This window comes from Pseudomonas sp. NPDC087697, assembly GCF_044743155.1.
Lineage (GTDB): Bacteria > Pseudomonadota > Gammaproteobacteria > Pseudomonadales > Pseudomonadaceae > Aquipseudomonas.
In genome coordinates this window covers 1-17991 of record NZ_JBIUVW010000071.1, presented here as the reverse complement: position 1 = coordinate 17991, position 17991 = coordinate 1, and the positions used below count along the sequence as shown (strand labels likewise).

18 protein-coding genes and 1 pseudogene are annotated in these 17991 nt (G+C 59.7%); 9 read left to right on the top strand and 10 right to left on the bottom strand.

Features of this window, described 5'->3' with window-relative positions:
* Positions 1–472 precede the first annotated feature (472 nt).
* A complete protein-coding gene (locus tag ACIPIN_RS28115) occupies positions 473–862 on the top strand; it encodes a DUF6124 family protein (protein WP_401124616.1) in 390 nt (129 codons plus the stop codon).
* Between the two features lie 518 nt (positions 863–1380).
* Positions 1381–1707, top strand: a complete 327-nt coding sequence (locus tag ACIPIN_RS28110; RefSeq protein WP_401124615.1) for a hypothetical protein — start codon at positions 1381–1383, stop codon at positions 1705–1707.
* Between the two features lie 185 nt (positions 1708–1892).
* On the opposite strand, the gene ACIPIN_RS28105 is transcribed toward ACIPIN_RS28110, so the two are convergent.
* The 5 genes from ACIPIN_RS28105 to cpaB are packed head-to-tail and all read right to left on the bottom strand — an operon-like array spanning position 1893 to position 7154.
* A complete protein-coding gene (locus tag ACIPIN_RS28105; RefSeq protein WP_401124614.1) occupies positions 1893–2777 on the bottom strand; it encodes a type II secretion system F family protein in 885 nt (294 codons plus the stop codon).
* Position 2778: 1 nt separating this feature from the next.
* Positions 2779–3663, bottom strand: coding sequence for a type II secretion system F family protein (locus ACIPIN_RS28100; protein ID WP_401124612.1), 885 nt, complete (start codon positions 3661–3663; stop codon positions 2779–2781).
* A gap of 18 nt (positions 3664–3681) precedes the next feature.
* Positions 3682–4956, bottom strand: a complete 1275-nt coding sequence (locus ACIPIN_RS28095; protein ID WP_401124610.1) for a CpaF family protein — start codon at positions 4954–4956, stop codon at positions 3682–3684.
* A complete protein-coding gene (locus tag ACIPIN_RS28090; protein WP_401124609.1) occupies positions 4953–6143 on the bottom strand; it encodes a CpaE family protein in 1191 nt (396 codons plus the stop codon). Before ACIPIN_RS28090 ends, ACIPIN_RS28095 begins: the two co-directional genes overlap by 4 nt.
* Positions 6144–6203: 60 nt before the next feature.
* Positions 6204–7154 (bottom strand): Flp pilus assembly protein CpaB, encoded by a 951-nt coding sequence (gene cpaB, locus ACIPIN_RS28085; RefSeq protein WP_401124608.1) that lies wholly within the window; start codon positions 7152–7154, stop codon positions 6204–6206.
* Positions 7155–7485: 331 nt separating this feature from the next.
* On the opposite strand from cpaB, the gene ACIPIN_RS28080 reads away from it, so the two are divergent.
* From ACIPIN_RS28080 to ACIPIN_RS28065, 4 genes are all read left to right on the top strand, one after another.
* On the top strand, positions 7486–7689 hold the full coding sequence (locus ACIPIN_RS28080) for a Flp family type IVb pilin (RefSeq protein ID WP_401124607.1): 204 nt from the start codon (positions 7486–7488) through the stop codon (positions 7687–7689).
* Positions 7690–7740: 51 nt separating this feature from the next.
* Entirely contained in the window at positions 7741–8154 is a 414-nt protein-coding gene (locus tag ACIPIN_RS28075) for a response regulator (RefSeq protein WP_401124605.1), read from the top strand.
* A 38-nt stretch (positions 8155–8192) separates the two neighbouring features.
* Positions 8193–8396, top strand: coding sequence for a Flp family type IVb pilin (locus tag ACIPIN_RS28070; protein WP_401124603.1), 204 nt, complete (start codon positions 8193–8195; stop codon positions 8394–8396).
* Between the two features lie 117 nt (positions 8397–8513).
* Entirely contained in the window at positions 8514–8963 is a 450-nt protein-coding gene (locus ACIPIN_RS28065) for a DMT family transporter (protein WP_401124601.1), read from the top strand.
* A 20-nt stretch (positions 8964–8983) separates the two neighbouring features.
* Here ACIPIN_RS28065 and ACIPIN_RS28060 read toward each other — a convergent pair whose 3' ends face one another.
* The gene (locus ACIPIN_RS28060; protein ID WP_401124599.1) at positions 8984–9841 is read right to left on the bottom strand and encodes a MaoC/PaaZ C-terminal domain-containing protein; all 858 of its coding nucleotides are present in this window, start codon (positions 9839–9841) and stop codon (positions 8984–8986) included.
* Between the two features lie 2 nt (positions 9842–9843).
* Positions 9844–11196, bottom strand: coding sequence for a 3-oxoacyl-ACP reductase (locus tag ACIPIN_RS28055; RefSeq protein ID WP_401124597.1), 1353 nt, complete (start codon positions 11194–11196; stop codon positions 9844–9846).
* Positions 11197–11314: 118 nt separating this feature from the next.
* Here ACIPIN_RS28055 and ACIPIN_RS28050 point away from each other — a divergent pair, with 118 nt between their 5' ends.
* Complete coding sequence (locus tag ACIPIN_RS28050; RefSeq protein ID WP_401124595.1) at positions 11315–12592, top strand: acetyl-CoA C-acetyltransferase; 1278 nt, start codon at positions 11315–11317, stop codon at positions 12590–12592.
* On the opposite strand, the gene ACIPIN_RS28045 is transcribed toward ACIPIN_RS28050, so the two are convergent.
* The gene (locus ACIPIN_RS28045; RefSeq protein WP_401124593.1) at positions 12579–13607 is read right to left on the bottom strand and encodes a bile acid:sodium symporter family protein; all 1029 of its coding nucleotides are present in this window, start codon (positions 13605–13607) and stop codon (positions 12579–12581) included. The genes ACIPIN_RS28050 and ACIPIN_RS28045 overlap by 14 nt on opposite strands.
* 83 nt (positions 13608–13690) lie before the next feature.
* Between ACIPIN_RS28045 and ACIPIN_RS28040 the strand changes: the two genes are divergently transcribed.
* The gene (locus tag ACIPIN_RS28040; protein ID WP_401124590.1) at positions 13691–14482 is read left to right on the top strand and encodes an AraC family transcriptional regulator; all 792 of its coding nucleotides are present in this window, start codon (positions 13691–13693) and stop codon (positions 14480–14482) included.
* A gap of 93 nt (positions 14483–14575) precedes the next feature.
* On the opposite strand, the gene ACIPIN_RS28035 is transcribed toward ACIPIN_RS28040, so the two are convergent.
* Positions 14576–15304, bottom strand: a complete 729-nt coding sequence (locus ACIPIN_RS28035) for a methyl-accepting chemotaxis protein (protein ID WP_401124617.1) — start codon at positions 15302–15304, stop codon at positions 14576–14578.
* Positions 15305–15433: 129 nt separating this feature from the next.
* Positions 15434–16366: pseudogene (locus tag ACIPIN_RS28030) on the bottom strand (cache domain-containing protein); the annotation flags it as partial.
* A 567-nt stretch (positions 16367–16933) separates the two neighbouring features.
* Here ACIPIN_RS28030 and ACIPIN_RS28025 point away from each other — a divergent pair.
* Positions 16934–17827, top strand: coding sequence for a PA4780 family RIO1-like protein kinase (locus ACIPIN_RS28025; protein WP_401124587.1), 894 nt, complete (start codon positions 16934–16936; stop codon positions 17825–17827).
* The last annotated feature ends 164 nt before the right edge of the window (positions 17828–17991 follow it).

Sequence of the window (17991 nt, the reverse complement as noted above, 5' to 3'; positions counted from 1 at the left end):
GGTCCCTCCCTCGATGATCAGTCGAGAACTATCGCTCCTGACGGAGCGATAGTCGAGATACAAGGAGCTGCCGCAGGCTGCGATCTTTTGATCTTGTTTGATCGCTCCCACGTTATTGGGGGTTGTGTAATGCCTGTAGGAGTCGAGGTGAACTCGATGACAGCATCACGGGCAACGCAGAAATCTCCGACATGTCTTTCAGGTTGCCGCTCGGAAGCGCCACCTCTAGCCTTCGAACGTCGCTGCCAATTCAGCGTCCGGGCGTCGCGGCCCGTTTACTTGATGCATAATCACTCGGCTCAACAGCAGGCGTTTTTAACGTGCTTGTCGTTGCGTGTCATGGTGGCTGTGCGCGGGATGCCTTCGGGTATGCCGGGTTTTCGAGTCTCGGTCCGCGAACCTGCGTACAGCTGCCACCTTCAATCGCGTCGCGGCGATCAGTGGCAGCTCCATCCAAACTCGGAGATACGCCATGATCAAAGAAACCCCCAATCCCCCCGAAGCCGACGACGTTTCCCCCTACGATTCTCCCGACTCAAAAAAACTACACGACGCCGCACACCGCGCCCTCGATCATTACCTGAAACCGACCCTTGTAAAGTTGCGCTTCAGCGATCTGCACTCGGACCGGTTGTTTGCCGTCAATCCGGATATCGACACCGAAAGTCTGCTGGCGAACGCTTCGGAAGACCTGGCCTCGGTCAAAGCCATGGCTGCTGACCTGGCGTTCGAGATCGAAGGTTCTCGACGCAATGTGGCGTTAGGCATTTGCAGGATGATCGACGGGATCCGGTTGCTGGTGGATCAAGCGCTGGACAATATGGACCCTGAAGAACCGACGGAGTATGTCGTCAAACCTTAACCGCTTGGGACGGCGATTGTTTTGGCGGCAACACAACATTGAAATACGCCTGATGAACCGCCCGTAGCAGCTGTCGAGCCTGCGAGGCTGCGTTCGGCCGCGAAGCGGTCGTAAAATCGGGCAACGCGTTCTATCAGGCAATCCGCGTATATAGGATTTGCGAGGACTTCGTCCTCGAACGCAGCCTCGCGAGCTCGGCAGCTGCTACGAGCGGTTCATCCGCCTGATGATGCGGTTCTAAGGTGTAAACGCCCGGGCGATGGAAGTGAAGCCTGGGCTAGCCCAAACGATCAATAACATAAAAATAAATTTGTCCCCGTTGGCCCCGAAGACAGGCCGGAACACATGTTCAATGTGTGTCAACTGCGGCCTTGGTCAGCAAACGTCCTGCATGCATCAGATATGGCAAATCAACACCGCTCGTCGGAACTGTCAGTTCTTACAGGGTGTAAATACCCTTGGTTTAAGTTTTTATTGGCTTGGCTGTAACGTTATATAAACTTTGAGGGAGAAAAAATATGCCAATTCAACAAAGTGAAATATCCCCTGATACCCAGGATAGACAGTTATCTTTCCCCACTACAGGCAGAGAAGTGTCGCGTAAAGATCTTGAGCTCAAGGGGCCAGTAGGACAGAGCTCCGACGACACACTTATAGAGTTGGCGTTTTATGGGCCGGGGGGCGACTACGTTCATCGAATCGCGGAAATAGCTCATAATCCTTGGAGATATAAAGCAGATTTTGAACTAAAGATCGGAAATTACTACATCCACTACCGCTATCACTTGAGGAATGGCACTCCTTCATACTGGTACAACTCCGGAGTTTTCACTGTAACAGAGTAAGCCTCATCACGAATTACAGGCATAAACACTTTTGATCCTGTCTAGCCCTGAAATAGGTTTATGCCTATTTCACCCCAACCGCCGATGTACCGCATCGGGTGTTTTGTATTTCAGCGATAGGTGAGGCCGCTCGCAGCTACAAATAAACTGTCCGCCGCCGGGTGTCGTGGTCATCGCTTGCGGCTCTAAGGCGCAAACGCCCGAGCAATGGCGGTGAAGCCCGGGCCGGCCAGGACGATCAACAAGGCGGGAAACAGAAACAGCATCATCACCACGGACATCTTGGCGGACATTTTCGAGATGTATTCCTGCAAGCGTGTCAGGCGCCGCTCATCGAGCAATTGCTTGAGCGTGAGCAGCGATTTCATGGCGCCGCCGCCTTGATGGATCAGTTGCTCGAGGATCACGCAGGTGTCGGTGAATTCGTCCACGGCCAGCAGCGTCGCGGTCTTGTGCAGCTCCTCGCCGAGCTCCAGACCGGAGTCGACCCGAGTCAGGATCAGCCGTAGTTCACTGGTCAGTTCCGGCAGCAGTTTGTGCGCCTCGGTGCTGAGCACACGCAAAGCCTGCTCTATGGCCATCCCCGATTCGAACAGAATCCGTAGCAGCGGAATGAAGGTCGAAATCTCGATGGCAATGTTTTTTTGCCGACGTTTTGCGGCATAGGCCAATAGCCGTTTGGGCAAGAGATAACCCAGCCCGGCGCCCAGTAATGGAGCAAGCCACTGGTTTTGCGCGTTGGGGTAGAACACCTGTTGAAAGAACACCGCCAGCCCGAGCACCAGCAGCGGCGTGCCGATCTGGCAGGCGGCGAACAACGAGCGCTCGCTGGATTTGCGCCAACCCAGGCGTGCGAGCAAGGTCTGGGTTTCGCTGTCGATGCTGACCGAGCGCCGGCCAAACCTGCTGTCGCCGAGCAGCCGCAGCCAACTGCTGAATGTGTTGTCTTGCGGCCTCTGCCCTTGCAGGCGTTGGGTGACGTGCCGCTCACGCCGTCGCTGTTCGAGCAGATTGCCGAGCACCAGCGCCATGGCTCCCAGAAACAGCAAAACGCTCACCAGTAAGGCCATCTCAGATACTCCGCAACATGCGCCACAGCGCCAGGCACCCGACGATCTGTAAGCCAACCGCGGCGATCAGCATGTGCTGGCCGGCAGTGTCGCGCCACATGCCCAGCATGTAACCGGGGTTGGTCAGCATGAAGTAGCTCGCGATGAGGAGGGGCAAGGCCCCCAGAACCCAGGACGTCATTCGGGTTTCACCGGTCATGGCCCGAAGCTGACGGGTGCCTTGCTCGCGTTCGCGAATCAGTTTCATCAGGTTCTCCAGCAGCTCGCTGGCATTGCCGCCGTAACGGTGATTGACCTTCAATCCCAGGGCAAACATGCGCAGTTCATCCTGGTCGTAAAGCTCGGCAAAATCGTGCACGGCGTCGGGCAGGTTGACGCCCAATTGCACGTTGCGCTGGATTCGCCCCATGGCTCTTTTAAGCGGGTCGGCGCTGGCATCGATGCTGCCCATCACCGCGTCGGCCAGGGTGCGGCCGGATTTGAGACTGCGTATGGTGTGATCGAGCAACGGCGGCAACTGTTCGATCATTCGCCTCAGGCGACGTCGATAACGCCAGGAAATGTACAAACGCAGCGCCACGGGTGGCAGCAGCAGAAGTATGAGCAGCCCCAGCCAGCCTTCCAGCAAAAAGCCAAGGAGGCCGGCGCAAGCCCAGAGCATCAACCACAGCGGCAGACGCTCGGTCGGGCGGCCCAGACCTGCGCGCAAAAAAGCGCGCTCAAGGCTGGCCCACGCGGGTTTTTCGACGATCAGTTGCGGTTGCCCCTGGGCCAGTCGGTTCAGTACGCGTTCGGTACTGGTCTTGCGCAGGCCTTGATAGAACAGCCGAATCGACAGTCCCAGCAACACCACGCACATCAGGCTGAGCAGTATCGGGCCGATCATCGCGCAAGCCTCGTCAAGTCAGTTGAGGGGCAGAGCCAACTCATGGCGCAGCTTGTCGCCAGCGGGGTTGACCGCCTCGCGCAGGAAGCCGAAACCGGTCCGTCGGTCGAAACGAAACAGGGTGTTGGTGACGTAGATGTCCTCGCGGATACCCACCACTTCCACCACCTCGCTGACGCAGCGCCGGCCATCGGGCAGGCGCGTCAGTTGAATCACCACATCGAGTGCCGCGCAGATCATCTGCCGTAGCGTACGTTCGGCGATCTGGCGCCCGGTCAGGCCAACCAGCGTCTCCAGGCGCAACAGTGCATCCTGGGCGTTGTTGGCGTGCACCGTGCTCATCGAACCGTCGTGACCGGTGTTCATGGCGGTCAGTACGTCAAGCACTTCGACGCCACGGATTTCGCCAAGGATGATTCGGTCCGGGCGCATCCGCAGGGCGTTGCGGATCAGGTCGCTGGCTTTCACTTCGCCGTGGCCCTCGGCATTCGGCGGGCGGGTTTCCAGGCGTACGACGTGAGGGTGGCCCAGTTGCAGTTCGGCGACGTCTTCGATAGTCACCAGACGTTCGTGAGGATCGATCAGTTGACTGAGGATGTTCAGCAAGGTGGTTTTACCGGTGCCGGTTCCCCCACTGATAAGGATGTTGCAGCGTTTGCTCACCGCTTCTTGAATGAAGTCGAAGATCGCCTGATCGATGGTTTGCATCGCCATCAGGTCGCTGCTTTTAAGCATGTCCTTGCGAAATTTACGAATCGACAGGCACGGTCCATCCAGCGCGATGGGCGGGATGATCGCATTGACCCGGCTACCGTCGGGCATGCGCGCATCGACCATCGGCGATGACTCATCCAGACGCCGCCCCAGTGGCGCGAGGATGCGTTGCATGACCCGCTCGACGTGATGGGCGTCGATGAAGCGCAGATCGCTTTGGTGCAATACACCGTCACGCTCGATAAACACCCGGTGCGGACCGTTGACCAGAATCTCGGTCACGGCCGGGTCGCGCAGCAGCACTTCCAGTGGACCGAAACCGGTGAGTTCGTCGACGAGTTCTTCCGCCAGACGCTCCATTTCATAGCGCGAAATTGCCAGGTGCAAACGAGCGATGTATTCGGCGACCTTGTCGATGACGAATTGCGAAAGGATCTGACGCGAGCCTTCCAACAGATTTTTTCCGGACTCTTCGATGGCATCGATGATGTAGCGATGCAGCACCAGTTTCAGGCCTTCGTGGTCGGTGTTGCCGATCGGGCTCTGGGTCTGCGCGCCGAAGAGTTTTTCACCGCTCATTTGTTGCCCCGCAAGCGATTCAGCCAACTGATTTTTGGCGCGGTCAGACTTTCAGAGTGCTTGGCCAGACGTTCACCAAGGGTGCGCAAGCTTTGGGTCAGAACCTCACGAGGGGCCAGTTCGAACAGGGACACACCCTGGTTTTTTGCGTTGAGCCGAACCTCAGGGCTGTAGGCCAGGACGGCGATCACTTCCAGGCCAAAGGTCTTGCCCAGTGTGTCGGAATCCGGGGCGGCGTTGCGCAGGTAGCGGTCGACCAGCAGTCGCGCGTGATCAAGCTTCATGCCTTTTTCGCGCCACAGGTTGAGCACTGTCAGGTTGCGCCGACAATCGAGCACGCTCTGGTCGGTGTACCACAGCAGCTTGTCGCAATGGCTGACGAAGGTGCGCAGGGCTTCGCTGTCAGGTTGACCGGTGAGGTTCACCACAATGTGTTGAAAGTGTTGGCGCAAGGCGCTGAGCAACATGTACAGCTCGGCGGCGCTGGTGCGTTCCAGCGGTTCGTCGTTACTGGCGTAGGCGAGGATTCGCAGCCCGGCTTCGGCGCTGGTGAAAGCGCTGTCGATCAGCGTCGCATCGAGGCGCCGCAGATGCCGCAAGGCATCGCCGAAATGAAACGAACTCTCCAGCCCCAGCAGCGCCAGGCTGTCGCCACGCGGCAGGCCAAGGTCGAGCAGCAAGGTTTGCTGGCCGCTCTTCTGCACCACCAGTGCCAGGTGCCCGGCGAGCAGGGCACCGTCGGCGTTGCTTTGAGTGCCAAACAGCACCGTCAGGCCACCCAGTTGGGTGTTGGGTGCGACAGGCGGCAGACGTTTGCTCAGGCGTCGCACCAGGCCCGAGACTTCGCTGGCGCGTGAACCGTAGGCCACAAAGTCCCGAGCCCCGGCGCGCATGGCGTTGAGCACCAACTGATTGTCCATGCCGTCGCCCAGGGCAACGATCGCCAGCATCGGTTTGGCTTCCAGCGCCCCTTCGATCAACGCACTCTGGGCCACGACATGCTCGCGGTCGAGGCCGACGAACACCAGGCTGGCAAACGTTACGTCCACCAGCGCCAGCAGTTCATCGAGGCTGCCGCCACCGGCGCTGACCACTTGGCCCAAGGGCGCCAGTGCACCTTGCAGCCACTCCAGGTCAGTGCTGTTGCGGGTAATCGCAAGGAACGTCTGGCTCAGATTCTGGCTCATTGTGAGAGTCCACTGGGTTAGTCGAAGTTGCGGTTTTTGAGGATATGCATCCTTGCTCAATCAAGGGGTTTGTTGGGTGATCTGATTACCGCGTATGACCTCAATGCTGCGCCGTGACACCACCACCGGACGTGCACTGACGATGTTTTTCGGGGCTCTGCCCAATGCCAGCTGGGTGAACTGGAACAGTTGAATGCTGGTGGCATTCAGGTGGGAGGATGAATCGCTTTCACCTGCCCAATATTTGGCCAGGAGCTGCTCTTCGCTGCTGCGCACGGCCAGGCGCAAGGTGCCGACCTGAGTCGCCAGCATCATCCGGCTGAGCAGTTGTTCGGGCACCGCCAGCACGACGCTGCGGGCCGCGATGCGGCGTTGATCCTGTTTGAGTTTTTCGTCGGAACTGGCGGCCGGGGAGGCGGGTTTGCCGTCATTGGTCAATCCGAATTGTTCACCGACACCGAGTACACGCATGGCCGGAATCACGATTTGCGCCGATTGCTGCGCGTTGGCGGTGTCCTGACGCAGGTACAGCAACACATCGACGTAGTCACCCGGGATCAGTTGGCCGGCAGCGCCGACCACTTCGTCTACCGCCACCGCGAGCGCGCGTTCATCGCTGTGGATCATCCGTGCCAGCGGGCCGCCGGCCTCGAAGCTGTCATTGCTCAGCCAGGTTCCCGCGCTCAGGCGCCGCCAGGGCGTACGGCCAAGGGCCTGGTCCAGGCTGTTCAAGCTGCCGGCGGGGGCGTTGCGAAGTTTTTCCAGGGTCAGGTCAGCGGCAGTGAGGGGGGTAAAAGGCAGGACATCATGCACCAGCACGACGACGGGTTGGCGCGTCTGGTCTTCGGCTGAAGCAACGGTTTTTTCCACCACAACGGTGGCGGTGATGGGGGCGGCAACGGGTTCGGTGACGGCTGCAGGTTGTCGGCTTAGCGCCAACCCCCAGTACCCGACAATGACGGCGCCGACTAAAAGTAGTCCGGCCAGGCCCATGGTAACGCGGCTGTTCATGACGGCTCTCCCTTTCCTGCTGCATCACCGCCCCGTGAGGTTCAACGAGATAGCTTCGCAATCAGGCAGCTATGAACACGCAACTATTCGGCTATTTGAAAGTAGCGCAGCAAAATCAAAATGCCATTACTGGTCAAAAAAATAACTTGCGAGCGTATGACGTCCTTATTGATGTGGCGGTTTTTGGGCGCCAACATTCCGGTTAATACTTTGTGATTAACCGGTTGTTACAGTTGCTGGAGTGGGGTTTGTTGACAATGCTCCGATGGCACAGAGCAATCATGTTGTGCCCTCGTTACATCGGCGTCCTCTGGCGCAAAGGAGAAGTCGCATGTTCCTTAACTTCGTGCGGTATCTGTACATCCGTTTCCAGCTGTTCATGACCAGGACCGAGGGTGCTTCAGCCATTGAATATGCGCTGATCATCGCGATGGTGGCGTTGGTCGTCGTTGCTTTCATCACGCCGTTGGGCAAGTCGGTTCATGACACTTTCAACAAGGTGATCGGCGCATTGGGCGGGACACAGGTGGCTTGATCGATTGTTCGTGTTCCCATCCGATTGCTTGCTCAGTGACAGGAGTCGCACATGAACGCTTCTTCACTCCCGCGCCAACAGCTGCTTCTGGTGGACGATGAGGAAGACGCCCTGTTGGAACTTGCGGAGTTGCTGGAGGGCGAGGGCTTTTGTTGCTTCACCGCAACCTCGGTCAAACTCGCTTTGGACCATCTGACCCGTCACCCCGATATCGCGTTGGTCATCACCGATCTGCGCATGCCTGAAGAAAGCGGCATGTCTCTGATCTGCCGCCTGCGCGAGCACACGTCCCGGCAGCATTTGCCGGTGATCGTGACCTCCGGTCATGCCGACATGGACGACGTCAGCGACATGCTGCGCTTGCAGGTACTGGACCTGTTCCGCAAACCGATCTATCACGTGCGCCTGCTGGAAACCCTGGACAACCTGTTCCCGCAACCGAAGTTGCACCAGATCAATCCTTAGAACCGTCGGAGTGTTCTACACCTTGCAGGAGAAGTCGTATGTTCCTTCATTTCGTGCGGTTCCTGTCCATCCGACTCCAGTTGTTCATGAGCAGGACCGAGGGTGCTTCAGCGATTGAATATGCGTTGATTGTCGCGATGGTAGGCCTGGTCGTTGTGGCATTTGTCACCCCGCTGGGGGATTCGGTGAAAGCTACCTTCAACAAGGTCGTCAGTGCATTGGGCGGGACCCCCGTGGCCTGATTTCGCGACTTCTGATTCATTGCCGCATACCCGCCACGAGCGGGTCGTTTGGTTTGTGGCAGCGGTGTATAAGGCGCGGCGTATACTGCGCGCCTTATTCACTCATAGGAGAACAGCATGCCCGCCCCCGTCTGGTGGTTGCTTTGCCTGCCTTTTGTCGCGGGGGCGTTTTTGCCGCTGCAAGCCGGTATCAATGGCCAACTGGCCAAACAGGTGTCGAGCGTCCTGAGCGCCGCGCTGATTTCGTTTTTTGTCGGCACCATGGCGTTGTTGCTGCTGGTGCTGTTCCAGCGTGAAACGCCGACGTTGGCAGCCCTCAAAAGCCTGACCTGGTGGCACTGGAGCGGTGGCCTGCTTGGCGCATTTTTTATTACCACGGCAGCTTTCGCGGGGCCGCGCATCGGCGCGATGCTGTTCATGGCGCTGGTGCTGGCGGGGCAACTGGGGATGGCTCTGGCCCTGGATCATTTCGGTTGGGCCGGGTTTCGCGAATCGCCTGTCAGCGCCGGCAAGATTGCCGGGCTGGTGTTGATTATGGCGGGTGTGTTCTTTATCAGGCGCGGCTGAGTCGGCGTGGTTGAGTTGCCTTAGGGGGCAAGTGGTCGCCAGGTGCCGAGCATGTGTTCCAGATCCCCGACGCCGACCACGTTGAAGTCACCGCTTGAGCCGGCAGCGCTGGCCAGTAAGATCACCTCGCTGGGCAGGCGCACCGGCTTCTTGAACTGCACGGCAATCTCGATATTCGAGGTCGGCAGGTGCCCGCTCAGTGCCGCGAGGGTGCGCGCCTTGATCCACAAACCGTGGGCGATGGCCCGGGGGAAACCGAACAGTCTGGCGCTGACAGCGCTCAGGTGAATCGGGTTGTAGTCACCGGAAACCCTGGCATAGCGCCGGCCAATCTCGCTGGGAGCCCACCAGCGGGTGACCTCGTTCATGGCCAGCACCGAATCCGTCGACGGCTCAATGGCTTCACCAGCAAGCTTCACGCCTTTGCAGAGCATCTGGCTTTCGGCTTCCCAGAGCGGCCCGAGTGCATCATCAACGCTTGTGACTAACTCAAACACCGCGCCCTTGGCGTGAGGTTGCAGGTTCTGCACCCGCACGCTCACCTGCACCCGGTCGACACCGCCCAAAGGCCGCAGAATACGGATGCGATTGGCCAGGTGAACCAGCCCCAGCAGCGGAAACGGAAACGCCTTGGCGGTGAGCAATTGCATCTGCAAGGCGAACGCCAGCACATGGGGATACGTCGGTGGCAGCAAACCGTCATCGGTAAACCCGCAGACCTTGCGATAAGCCGCCAAGCGCTTGGGGTCAACATTGACCCAGCAACGAAAGCCATCCTCAGGCAGGCTGGCGCCGGTGATCTTGCGCCGCGTCGCGGCCCGCCAATACAACTCGGACAAGTACGGTGTACTGCTTTGTGAATGCCAATCCGTTGTCATGTTCAAGCTCCCAATACGTTTTGCCCACACACCCGCAGCGCTTGTCCGCTGACCGCGCCGCTGCCGGGTTGGGCAAGCCAGGCCACGGCTTCGGCGACGTCTTGCGGCAATCCACCTTGCCCCAGTGAACTCATGCGTCGCCCCGCCTCACGCAAGGCAAACGGAATATGCGCGGTCATTCGGGTTTCGATAAAGCCTGGGGCGACGGCGTTGATGCTGATTCCGCGCTCCCCCAACAACGGCGCCCAGGCCTGCGCCAGGCCAATCAGCCCGGCCTTGCTCGCGGCGTAATTGGTTTGCCCGCGATTGCCGGCGATACCGCTGATCGACGCCAGCAGAATCACCCGACCGTTATCGTGCAGGCTGCCGCTGTCGAGCAGCGCTTTGGTCAGCACTTGCGGTGCATTCAGGTTCACCGCGAGCACTGCGTCCCAGAATTCCGGAGTCATGTTGGCCAATGTTTTGTCGCGGGTAATACCTGCGTTGTGGACCACGATGTCGATGCCGTTCGGCAATTGCTGGATCAACTGCGTGGCGGCGTCTTCGGCGCAGATATCGAGGGTGATGCTGTGGCCGCCGAGGCGGGCGGCGAGGGCATCGAGATCGGTCTTGGCCGGTGGCACGTCCAGCAGCACGACGTCTGCACCGTCGCGGGCCAGGGTTTCAGCGATCGACGCGCCGATCCCGCGAGCCGCTCCCGTGACCAGCGCCGTGCGGCCGGCCAATGGGCGAGTCCAGTCCTGGACTTGAGTGTCGCAAGCGTTTAGCCGCACAACCTGCCCCGAGACATAAGCACTTTTTGGCGAGAGGAAAAACCGTAGTGCGCCTTCGAGTTGTCCCTCAGCACCGGCCCCGACATACAGCAACTGCAAGGTGCCACCGCTGCGCAGTTCCTTGGCCAGCGAGCGACTGAACCCTTCCAGCGCGCGTTGGGCACTGGCGGCGAACGGGTCGCTCAAAGTCTCCGGTGCGCGTCCGAAAATCACCAGATGGGCGCTGTGGGCGAGGTTTTTCATCAACGGCTGAAAGAACTCACGCAGTTGCTTGAGCTGATCGGTCTGGACCAGATCGCTGGCATCGAACACCACGGCTTTGAGCTTGGGACCGTGGCCGGGAATCCACGCCTGGGCCACCAACGGTTCGGGCCCATAGCTGTAAATCTGCTCGGTGAGTTTGTTGGCGAACGCGCTGACGTTCTGCGCCAACGGGCCGCCACCGATCAGCAGCGCACCCTCGACGGGCCGCAGGCGACCCGCCTCCCAGCGTTCAAGACGAACCGGTGACGGCAGGCCAAGGGCTCCGACCAGGCGGTGGCCGAGGGCCGAATTGGCGAAGTCGATATAGCGGTCTGACATGGAACGTACTCCAGCAGCGGGGGTTCAAAGTGTGGACCAAGAATCGTCATCAGTCGTTCGATCCGCGAGATAAGGCCTACGCTTGTGGGTTATGGCCTTTTCAGAATAGGAGCTTTTCATGACTCAGCTGCGCCGTGTCGCGATCATCGGTGGTAATCGCATTCCTTTCGCTCGTTCCAACGGGCCGTATGCCACCGCCAGTAATCAGTCAATGCTGACGGCGGCGCTCGAAGGCTTGATCGAACGCTACAACCTGCACGGTCTGCGCATGGGCGAAGTGGTGGCGGGGGCGGTGCTCAAACTGTCCCGGGACCTCAACTTGACCCGTGAGTGTGTACTCGGCTCGCGGCTGTCGCCGACCACCCCGGCCTACGACATTCAGCAGGCCTGCGGCACCGGTCTGGAAGCGGCGTTGTTGGTGGCGAACAAGATTGCCCTGGGACAGATCGACTGCGGCATTGCCGGTGGTGTCGACACCACCTCGGATGCGCCGATCAGTGTCAGCGAAGGCCTGCGCAAGATCCTGCTGCAAGCCAACCGCGCCAAGAGCATGGGCGACAAGCTGAAAACCTTCCTGCAAGTGCGTCCCCGACATTTGATCCCCGAACTGCCGCGTAACGGCGAGCCGCGCACTGGTTTGTCCATGGGACAACATTGCGAGTTGATGGCGCAGACCTGGAACATTCCCCGCGCCGAGCAGGATCAACTGGCGCTGGAAAGCCACCAGAAAATGGCCGCAGCTTACGCCGAAGGCTGGCAGAACGATCTGATGACACCGTTCCTGGGGCTGACCCGCGACAACAACCTGCGCCCGGACCTGACGCTGGAAAAACTCGCATCGTTGAAACCGGCATTCGAAAAGAGCGACAAAGGCACGCTCACCGCCGGCAACTCGACACCACTGACCGATGGCGCGTCGCTGGTGCTGTTGGGCAGTGAGGAATGGGCGAAGGAGCGCGGCCTGCCGATCCTCGCTTATCTGCGTGACGGCGAAGCGGCAGCGGTGGATTTCGTCAACGGCGCGGAAGGTCTGCTGATGGCGCCGGTCTACGCAGTACCGCGTTTGCTGGCGCGCAACGGCCTGACCTTGCAGGACTTCGACTACTACGAAATCCACGAAGCCTTCGCCGCGCAAGTGCTCTGCACCTTGAAGGCCTGGGAAGATCCGGAATACTGCAAAACCCGGCTCGGCCTCGACGCACCATTGGGCTCCATCGACCGCAGTCGGCTCAACGTCAAAGGCAGTTCATTGGCGGCCGGACATCCGTTTGCCGCGACCGGTGGGCGAATCGTCGCCAACCTCGCCAAGCTGCTGGACGCCGCCGGGAAGGGGCGCGGGTTGATCTCGATCTGCGCCGCCGGCGGTCAGGGGGTGACGGCCATTATCGAGCGCTGAGGGCAGCGCCGCGTTGCTGTTCGGCGAGTAGCCGATTGCGGTTGGCATAACTCTCGGCCATCACCGAGCAGACGATCAGCTGCAACGGGTGATAGATCATGATCGGTAACAGAATCAGACCCAGGCCCGGGTTGGCACCGAAGATCAACGCGGCCATAGGGGCGCCGGCAGCCAGGGACTTCTTGCTGGCGCAGAACACCGCGGCGATCTCATCGGCCGGGCTGAACTTCAGGGCGCGGGCAGTGCGGGTGGTCATCCACAGAATGATCGCCAGCAGCACGGCACTGCCGACCAGTGCGCTGAGAATCACCGTATTGCCCTGTTGCTGCCACATCCCGGAAACCATCGAGTTGCAGAATGCGGCGTAGACCAGCAGCAGGATCACCAGCTTATCGACGATGTTGGTGTAGCGCTTGTGGCGACTGAAAAACTTGCCAAACAGCGGCCGTAGCAACTGGCCCAGTACCAGCGGCAACAGCAACATGGCGCAGAGATCGAGCAGGGTTGAACCCAGGTCGATGCCGCCAGCACCGCTGCCCACCACGAAACTCACCAGCAACGGCGTAAGGAAAATCCCCAGTACGCTGGACAGGCTGGCATTGAGAATCGCCGCCGGTACGTTGCCCCCCGCGCTGCCGGTCAAGGCCACGGAGGAGGAAATAGTCGAGGGCAGGGCGCACAGGTACAAGAACCCGAGCATCAGCAGCGATGGAATGTGCGAGCCCAGCAGCTTGTCGCTCACCAGCCAGATCAGCGGGAACACCAGGAAGGTGAAAATCTGGACCATGAAGTGCAGGCGCCAGTTTTTCAAACCGTAGCGGATCTGCTCACTCGACAGGTTGACCCCGTGCAGGAAGAACACCAGGAACACGCCGATGTTGATCACCCACTCGGCATGCATCCCGCCGCCCGTGGCGCCGAAGTGTGGGAAGGCGTAAGACAGCAGGGTGGCGATCAGCATTCCGCACAGGAACCAGTCGGTGACCACGCGTTTGAGGTGTTTGAAGGCATGCATAGCGGGCACCGAAAGCATTGTAAGAATGGATGACCTAGCCTAAGGTCATGCTTTCCGCCCGTCTTGCGACATAAGGCCAATCAATGCCGACTAACGGACAACTTTCCCTTGAGCGGACAATCCCGGCCCTGACGGCGTTACCGCGCCCGCTGTATGCCCGTGCGGAAAGCCTCAGCGCCGGCTCGTGGACGCCACCTCATCGTCACGATTGGGTGCAGTTTTCCTACGCAATCAGCGGAGTCCTCGGCGTGCACACCGCCGAGGGCAGTTTCTTTGCGCCGCCGCAGTGGGGTATCTGGATTCCGGCCGATCTTGAGCACCAGGTGGTGACGTCGATGCGTGCAGAGATGCGCAGTTTGTATGTGCGGCGTGAGGAGTGCGCCTGGGCGGACGAGCGTTGTCGGGTGCTGGAAGTGACGCCCTTGGCGCGAGAACTGATCAAGAGCTTTTGCCTGCTGCCGGTGGACTATCCAGAGGGCGACAGCCGCGAAGCACGCTTGGTCGAGGTGCTGCTGGATCAGTTGGCGAGTCTGCCGGAAGTCGGGTTTTCTCTGCCGTTGCCACGTCACCCGCGTCTGCTTGGGCTGTGCAACGAGCTGATCGAAAGCCCGGAGCAGAACATAACGCTGCATGAATGGGCCGAGCGATTGGGCACCTCAGAGAAAACCCTGATGCGTTTGTTCCAGCGTGAAACCGGATTGAGCTTCCGCAGTTGGCGCCAGCGCATGCGCTTGTTGTCGTCATTGAGCCTGCTGGAGGACGGCAACAGCGTGACCACGGCTGCGCTGTCCAGCGGGTATGACTCGACCTCGGCGTTTATCGCCGCGTTCAAAAGCCTGTTCGGGTTTACCCCGGGGGAGCTTTTCCGACAGTGACGGCCTCATCGCGAGCAGGCTCGCTCCCACAAGGACACTGCAAAACCCTGTGGGAGCGAGCCTGCTCGCGATTGACCGCGAAGCGGTCATCGGTCAGGTTCTGAACCGTCGCACCAACCCATCCAGCTCATTCGACAACCCTGCCAGACTCTGAGAGTCGAGCCGTGCCGAGTTGGCCAGTTCGGCCACCAACTGCGCATCGCCATGGATCTGGCTGATGTGGCGGTTGATGTCTTCGGCGACCTGATGCTGTTCTTCGGCGGCCGTGGCGATCTGGGTGTTCATGTCGCGGATCACGTCCACCGATTCGCGAATCTGCCCAAAGCTGTTGCGTGCTTCGCCGATACGGCTGACCGACTGTTGCGACACCTCAAGGCTGGCGTGCATTTGCTGAGTGACCTGACTGGTGCGCTTGGCCAGGTTGCCGAGCAGTCCGTCGATTTCCGCGGTGGAGTCTGCGGTGCGTTTAGCCAGGGCGCGAACCTCATCGGCCACCACCGCAAAGCCGCGGCCTTGCTCGCCGGCGCGGGCGGCTTCGATCGCTGCGTTCAGCGCCAGCAGGTTGGTTTGCTCGGCGATGGAACGAATGGTGCCGAGGATCGACTGAATGTCATTGCTGTCGCGTTCCAGCTGCTGCATCGACTGCGCCGATTGTTCGATTTCCTGGCTCAACTTGTCGACGCTGTTCACGGCGGCATCGATCTGTTGCTGACCTTCGCGGGCCTGACGCTGACCGCTGTCGGCCGACTCGGCGGCCTGGCTGCAGGAACGCGCGACTTCGTTGGCGGTGGCGACCATTTCGTGGAACGCCGTGGACACCATGTCCACTGCTTCACGTTGGCGCCCGGCGGCTTCGGCCATATCGCTGGAGACCTGGGTCGCGCTTTGCGAGTTGGCGAGGATCTTGGTTGCAGCGCCGCCGATGTGCTGGATCAGGCTGCGAATCGCGGCGAGAAACTGGTTGAACCAGTTGGCCAGTTGCGCAGTTTCGTCGCTGCCACGGATCTGCAGGTTCTGAGTCAGGTCCCCTTCACCCTGGGCGATGCCTTCCAGACCGCTGGCGACGCTGCGAATCGGCCGCACGATGAGGCTGGCGAAACTCGCGCCGACCACGGCGAAGACCACGGCCAGTACGGCGGCGATGATCGCGATCAACCAGGTCAGTTGAGTGGCGGAGTTCATCACGTCGGTTTGCTTGATCAGGCCGACGAAGGTCCAGCCCAGTTGCTCCGACGGCCAGACGTTGGCCATGTAGTGCTCGCCGTTCAACTCGACTTCGACCAGACCTTTACCGGCCTTGGCCAGTTGCGCGTAACCGTCGCCCAGGCTGCTCAGAGGCTTGAAGTTATGCTCTGGCTGTTTCGGGTCGACCAGCACAGTGCCGTTGTTTTCCATCAGCATCAGGTAGCCGGTTTCACCGAGCTTGATCTGTTTGACGATCTCGGTGAGCTGCTTGAGCGTCACGTCGATGCTGACCACGCCGCCATTGGCGCCGAGCTTGTTGTCAAGGGTGCGCACGGTGCTGACGTAAGTCGCATCATCGGCTGCCCAGTAATAGGCGTCGGTACGCAGTGGCTTGCCCGGCTTGGCCTGGGCGGCTTTGTACCAGGGACGCTGACGCGGATCGTAGTTGGTCAGCTTCGGGTCATCGGGCCAGGATACGTAACCACCGGCACCGGTGCCGACGATGGCGTAGGCGTACGCCGGGTGACTGGCGCCCATGTCTTGCAGCAAGGCAAACACCTGCTTGTCCATCTCGCCTTGTGGGATTTCTGTCGCGTTGGCGCCCATGTAGGTTTTGAGGCTGGCGTCGGTGTTTTTGATCAGCGGCTGAGAGGCCAGGTAGTTGACGTTCTGGCTGATGCCGTCGAAGAACAGTTGCATGGCGTTGCTGACCTGGCGGATTTCTCGACCGCTGCTGTCGACAAAATTTTCTTTGGCATCGCTGCGCAGGTTCATGACCACCAGGGTGGCGACCAGTACAACCGGCAAGCAGGCGACGATTGCAAACGCCCACGTCAGTTTTTGTTTGATGTTCATCCGCGCTCCAGGTTTTTTCTTATAAGCCCACGTAGTGCTGATGACTCGCGGATTGACGGCAGCCGTAAACATTGCGGTGAGGTGGCGTCTGTTCCGATTGTCGGACAAATCCCTTTCTCTTTGATGACTTCGGCCGTCAGCAGCAGAAATTGAGGGCTATTGCAAAAAATCCTACAAAGAGAGGGTTGGCTGATCTCAGACTCTGTCGTAAATGCCTTCTGATCCAGTCGCCAACGTGCGGCTGACTCTCAGCTATGATCTTCGTCGGCCGACAGATTTGCCTGATTAATCTGGCACATTGGGTGCATCTGCAACGTTCATAGGTCGGCAAATCCTCCCCGCCGTGCGAGGATTGCCGTATAACGAGTGATATTCGCGTGTTTGGTAATAAAGGACCCACAATAAAAGCTGATGAAGACTCCAAAACGCATTGAACCGCTGATCGAGGACGGTCTGGTTGACGAGGTGCTGCGCCCACTCATGAGTGGTAAAGAAGCAGCTGTTTATGTGGTGCGCTGCGGTAACGAGTTACGTTGCGCCAAGGTTTACAAGGAGGCGAATAAACGAAGTTTTCGTCAGGCGGCCGAGTATCAGGAAGGCCGCAAGGTACGTAACAGCCGTCAGGCTCGCGCGATGGCCAAGGGTTCCAAGTTCGGTCGTAAAGAAACCGAAGACGCCTGGCAGAACGCCGAAGTCGCGGCGTTGTTCCGTCTGGCCAGTGCCGGGGTGCGAGTGCCCAAGCCGTTCGACTTCCTGGAAGGCGTGCTGCTGATGGAACTGGTGGCGGACGAGTACGGTGATGCCGCGCCGCGTCTCAATGACGTGGTGCTGGAAGCGGATCAGGCGCGCGAGTATCACGCCTTCCTGATTTCGCAGATCGTGCTGATGCTGTGTACCGGTCTGGTGCACGGTGACCTGTCCGAGTTCAACGTGTTGCTGACCCCGGACGGCCCGGTGATCATCGACCTGCCCCAGGCAGTCGACGCTGCCGGCAACAACCACGCGTTCAGCATGCTGGAGCGGGATGTGGGCAACATGGCTTTGTACTTCGGGCGCTTTGCACCGGAGTTGAAGCGGACCAAGTACGCCAAGGAAATGTGGGCCTTGTATGAAGCCGGCACCCTGCATCCGGCCAGCGTCCTGACCGGTGAGTTCGACGAGCCGGAAGAGCTGGCGGACGTTGGCGGCATCATGCGTGAGATCGAGGCCGCGCGCCTTGATGAGGAACGTCGGCAAGCGGTTCGCGCCGCAGACGACGCACCGCCGAGCAAAACCGAAGAACCGCCTCCGCCGTGGATGCAGTGATCGGTTGACGAGAAACCCGGCTTCGGCCGGGTTTTTTGTAGGTGTAGTGCTTCAAGACCGAGTCGTCTGCATCGCGGGCAAGCCTGTTGTGGTTCAGTTTTTTTGAACCGCTCTGTAGGAGCATTAGGCCGCTTGCTGCTCAAACAGCGCAGGCGGCAGGTGGT

What these genes read in the sequence shown, in the direction of transcription:
- ACIPIN_RS28065 (WP_401124601.1), top strand. Translation starts at nt 8,514, where the DNA reads ATGCCCGCCCCCGTCTGGTGGTTGCTTTGCCTGCCTTTTGTCGCGGGG.
- ACIPIN_RS28045 (WP_401124593.1), bottom strand. Translation starts at nt 13,607, where the DNA reads ATGCATGCCTTCAAACACCTCAAACGCGTGGTCACCGACTGGTTCCTG.
- ACIPIN_RS28055 (WP_401124597.1), bottom strand. Translation starts at nt 11,196, where the DNA reads ATGTCAGACCGCTATATCGACTTCGCCAATTCGGCCCTCGGCCACCGC.
- ACIPIN_RS28075 (WP_401124605.1), top strand. Translation starts at nt 7,741, where the DNA reads ATGAACGCTTCTTCACTCCCGCGCCAACAGCTGCTTCTGGTGGACGAT.
- ACIPIN_RS28095 (WP_401124610.1), bottom strand. Translation starts at nt 4,956, where the DNA reads ATGAGCGGTGAAAAACTCTTCGGCGCGCAGACCCAGAGCCCGATCGGC.
- ACIPIN_RS28060 (WP_401124599.1), bottom strand. Translation starts at nt 9,841, where the DNA reads ATGACAACGGATTGGCATTCACAAAGCAGTACACCGTACTTGTCCGAG.
- ACIPIN_RS28035 (WP_401124617.1), bottom strand. Translation starts at nt 15,304, where the DNA reads ATGGTGTCCACGGCGTTCCACGAAATGGTCGCCACCGCCAACGAAGTC.
- ACIPIN_RS28115 (WP_401124616.1), top strand. Translation starts at nt 473, where the DNA reads ATGATCAAAGAAACCCCCAATCCCCCCGAAGCCGACGACGTTTCCCCC.
- ACIPIN_RS28080 (WP_401124607.1), top strand. Translation starts at nt 7,486, where the DNA reads ATGTTCCTTAACTTCGTGCGGTATCTGTACATCCGTTTCCAGCTGTTC.
- ACIPIN_RS28050 (WP_401124595.1), top strand. Translation starts at nt 11,315, where the DNA reads ATGACTCAGCTGCGCCGTGTCGCGATCATCGGTGGTAATCGCATTCCT.
- ACIPIN_RS28040 (WP_401124590.1), top strand. Translation starts at nt 13,691, where the DNA reads ATGCCGACTAACGGACAACTTTCCCTTGAGCGGACAATCCCGGCCCTG.
- ACIPIN_RS28100 (WP_401124612.1), bottom strand. Translation starts at nt 3,663, where the DNA reads ATGATCGGCCCGATACTGCTCAGCCTGATGTGCGTGGTGTTGCTGGGA.
- ACIPIN_RS28090 (WP_401124609.1), bottom strand. Translation starts at nt 6,143, where the DNA reads ATGAGCCAGAATCTGAGCCAGACGTTCCTTGCGATTACCCGCAACAGC.
- ACIPIN_RS28025 (WP_401124587.1), top strand. Translation starts at nt 16,934, where the DNA reads ATGAAGACTCCAAAACGCATTGAACCGCTGATCGAGGACGGTCTGGTT.
- cpaB (WP_401124608.1), bottom strand. Translation starts at nt 7,154, where the DNA reads ATGAACAGCCGCGTTACCATGGGCCTGGCCGGACTACTTTTAGTCGGC.
- ACIPIN_RS28110 (WP_401124615.1), top strand. Translation starts at nt 1,381, where the DNA reads ATGCCAATTCAACAAAGTGAAATATCCCCTGATACCCAGGATAGACAG.
- ACIPIN_RS28070 (WP_401124603.1), top strand. Translation starts at nt 8,193, where the DNA reads ATGTTCCTTCATTTCGTGCGGTTCCTGTCCATCCGACTCCAGTTGTTC.
- ACIPIN_RS28105 (WP_401124614.1), bottom strand. Translation starts at nt 2,777, where the DNA reads ATGGCCTTACTGGTGAGCGTTTTGCTGTTTCTGGGAGCCATGGCGCTG.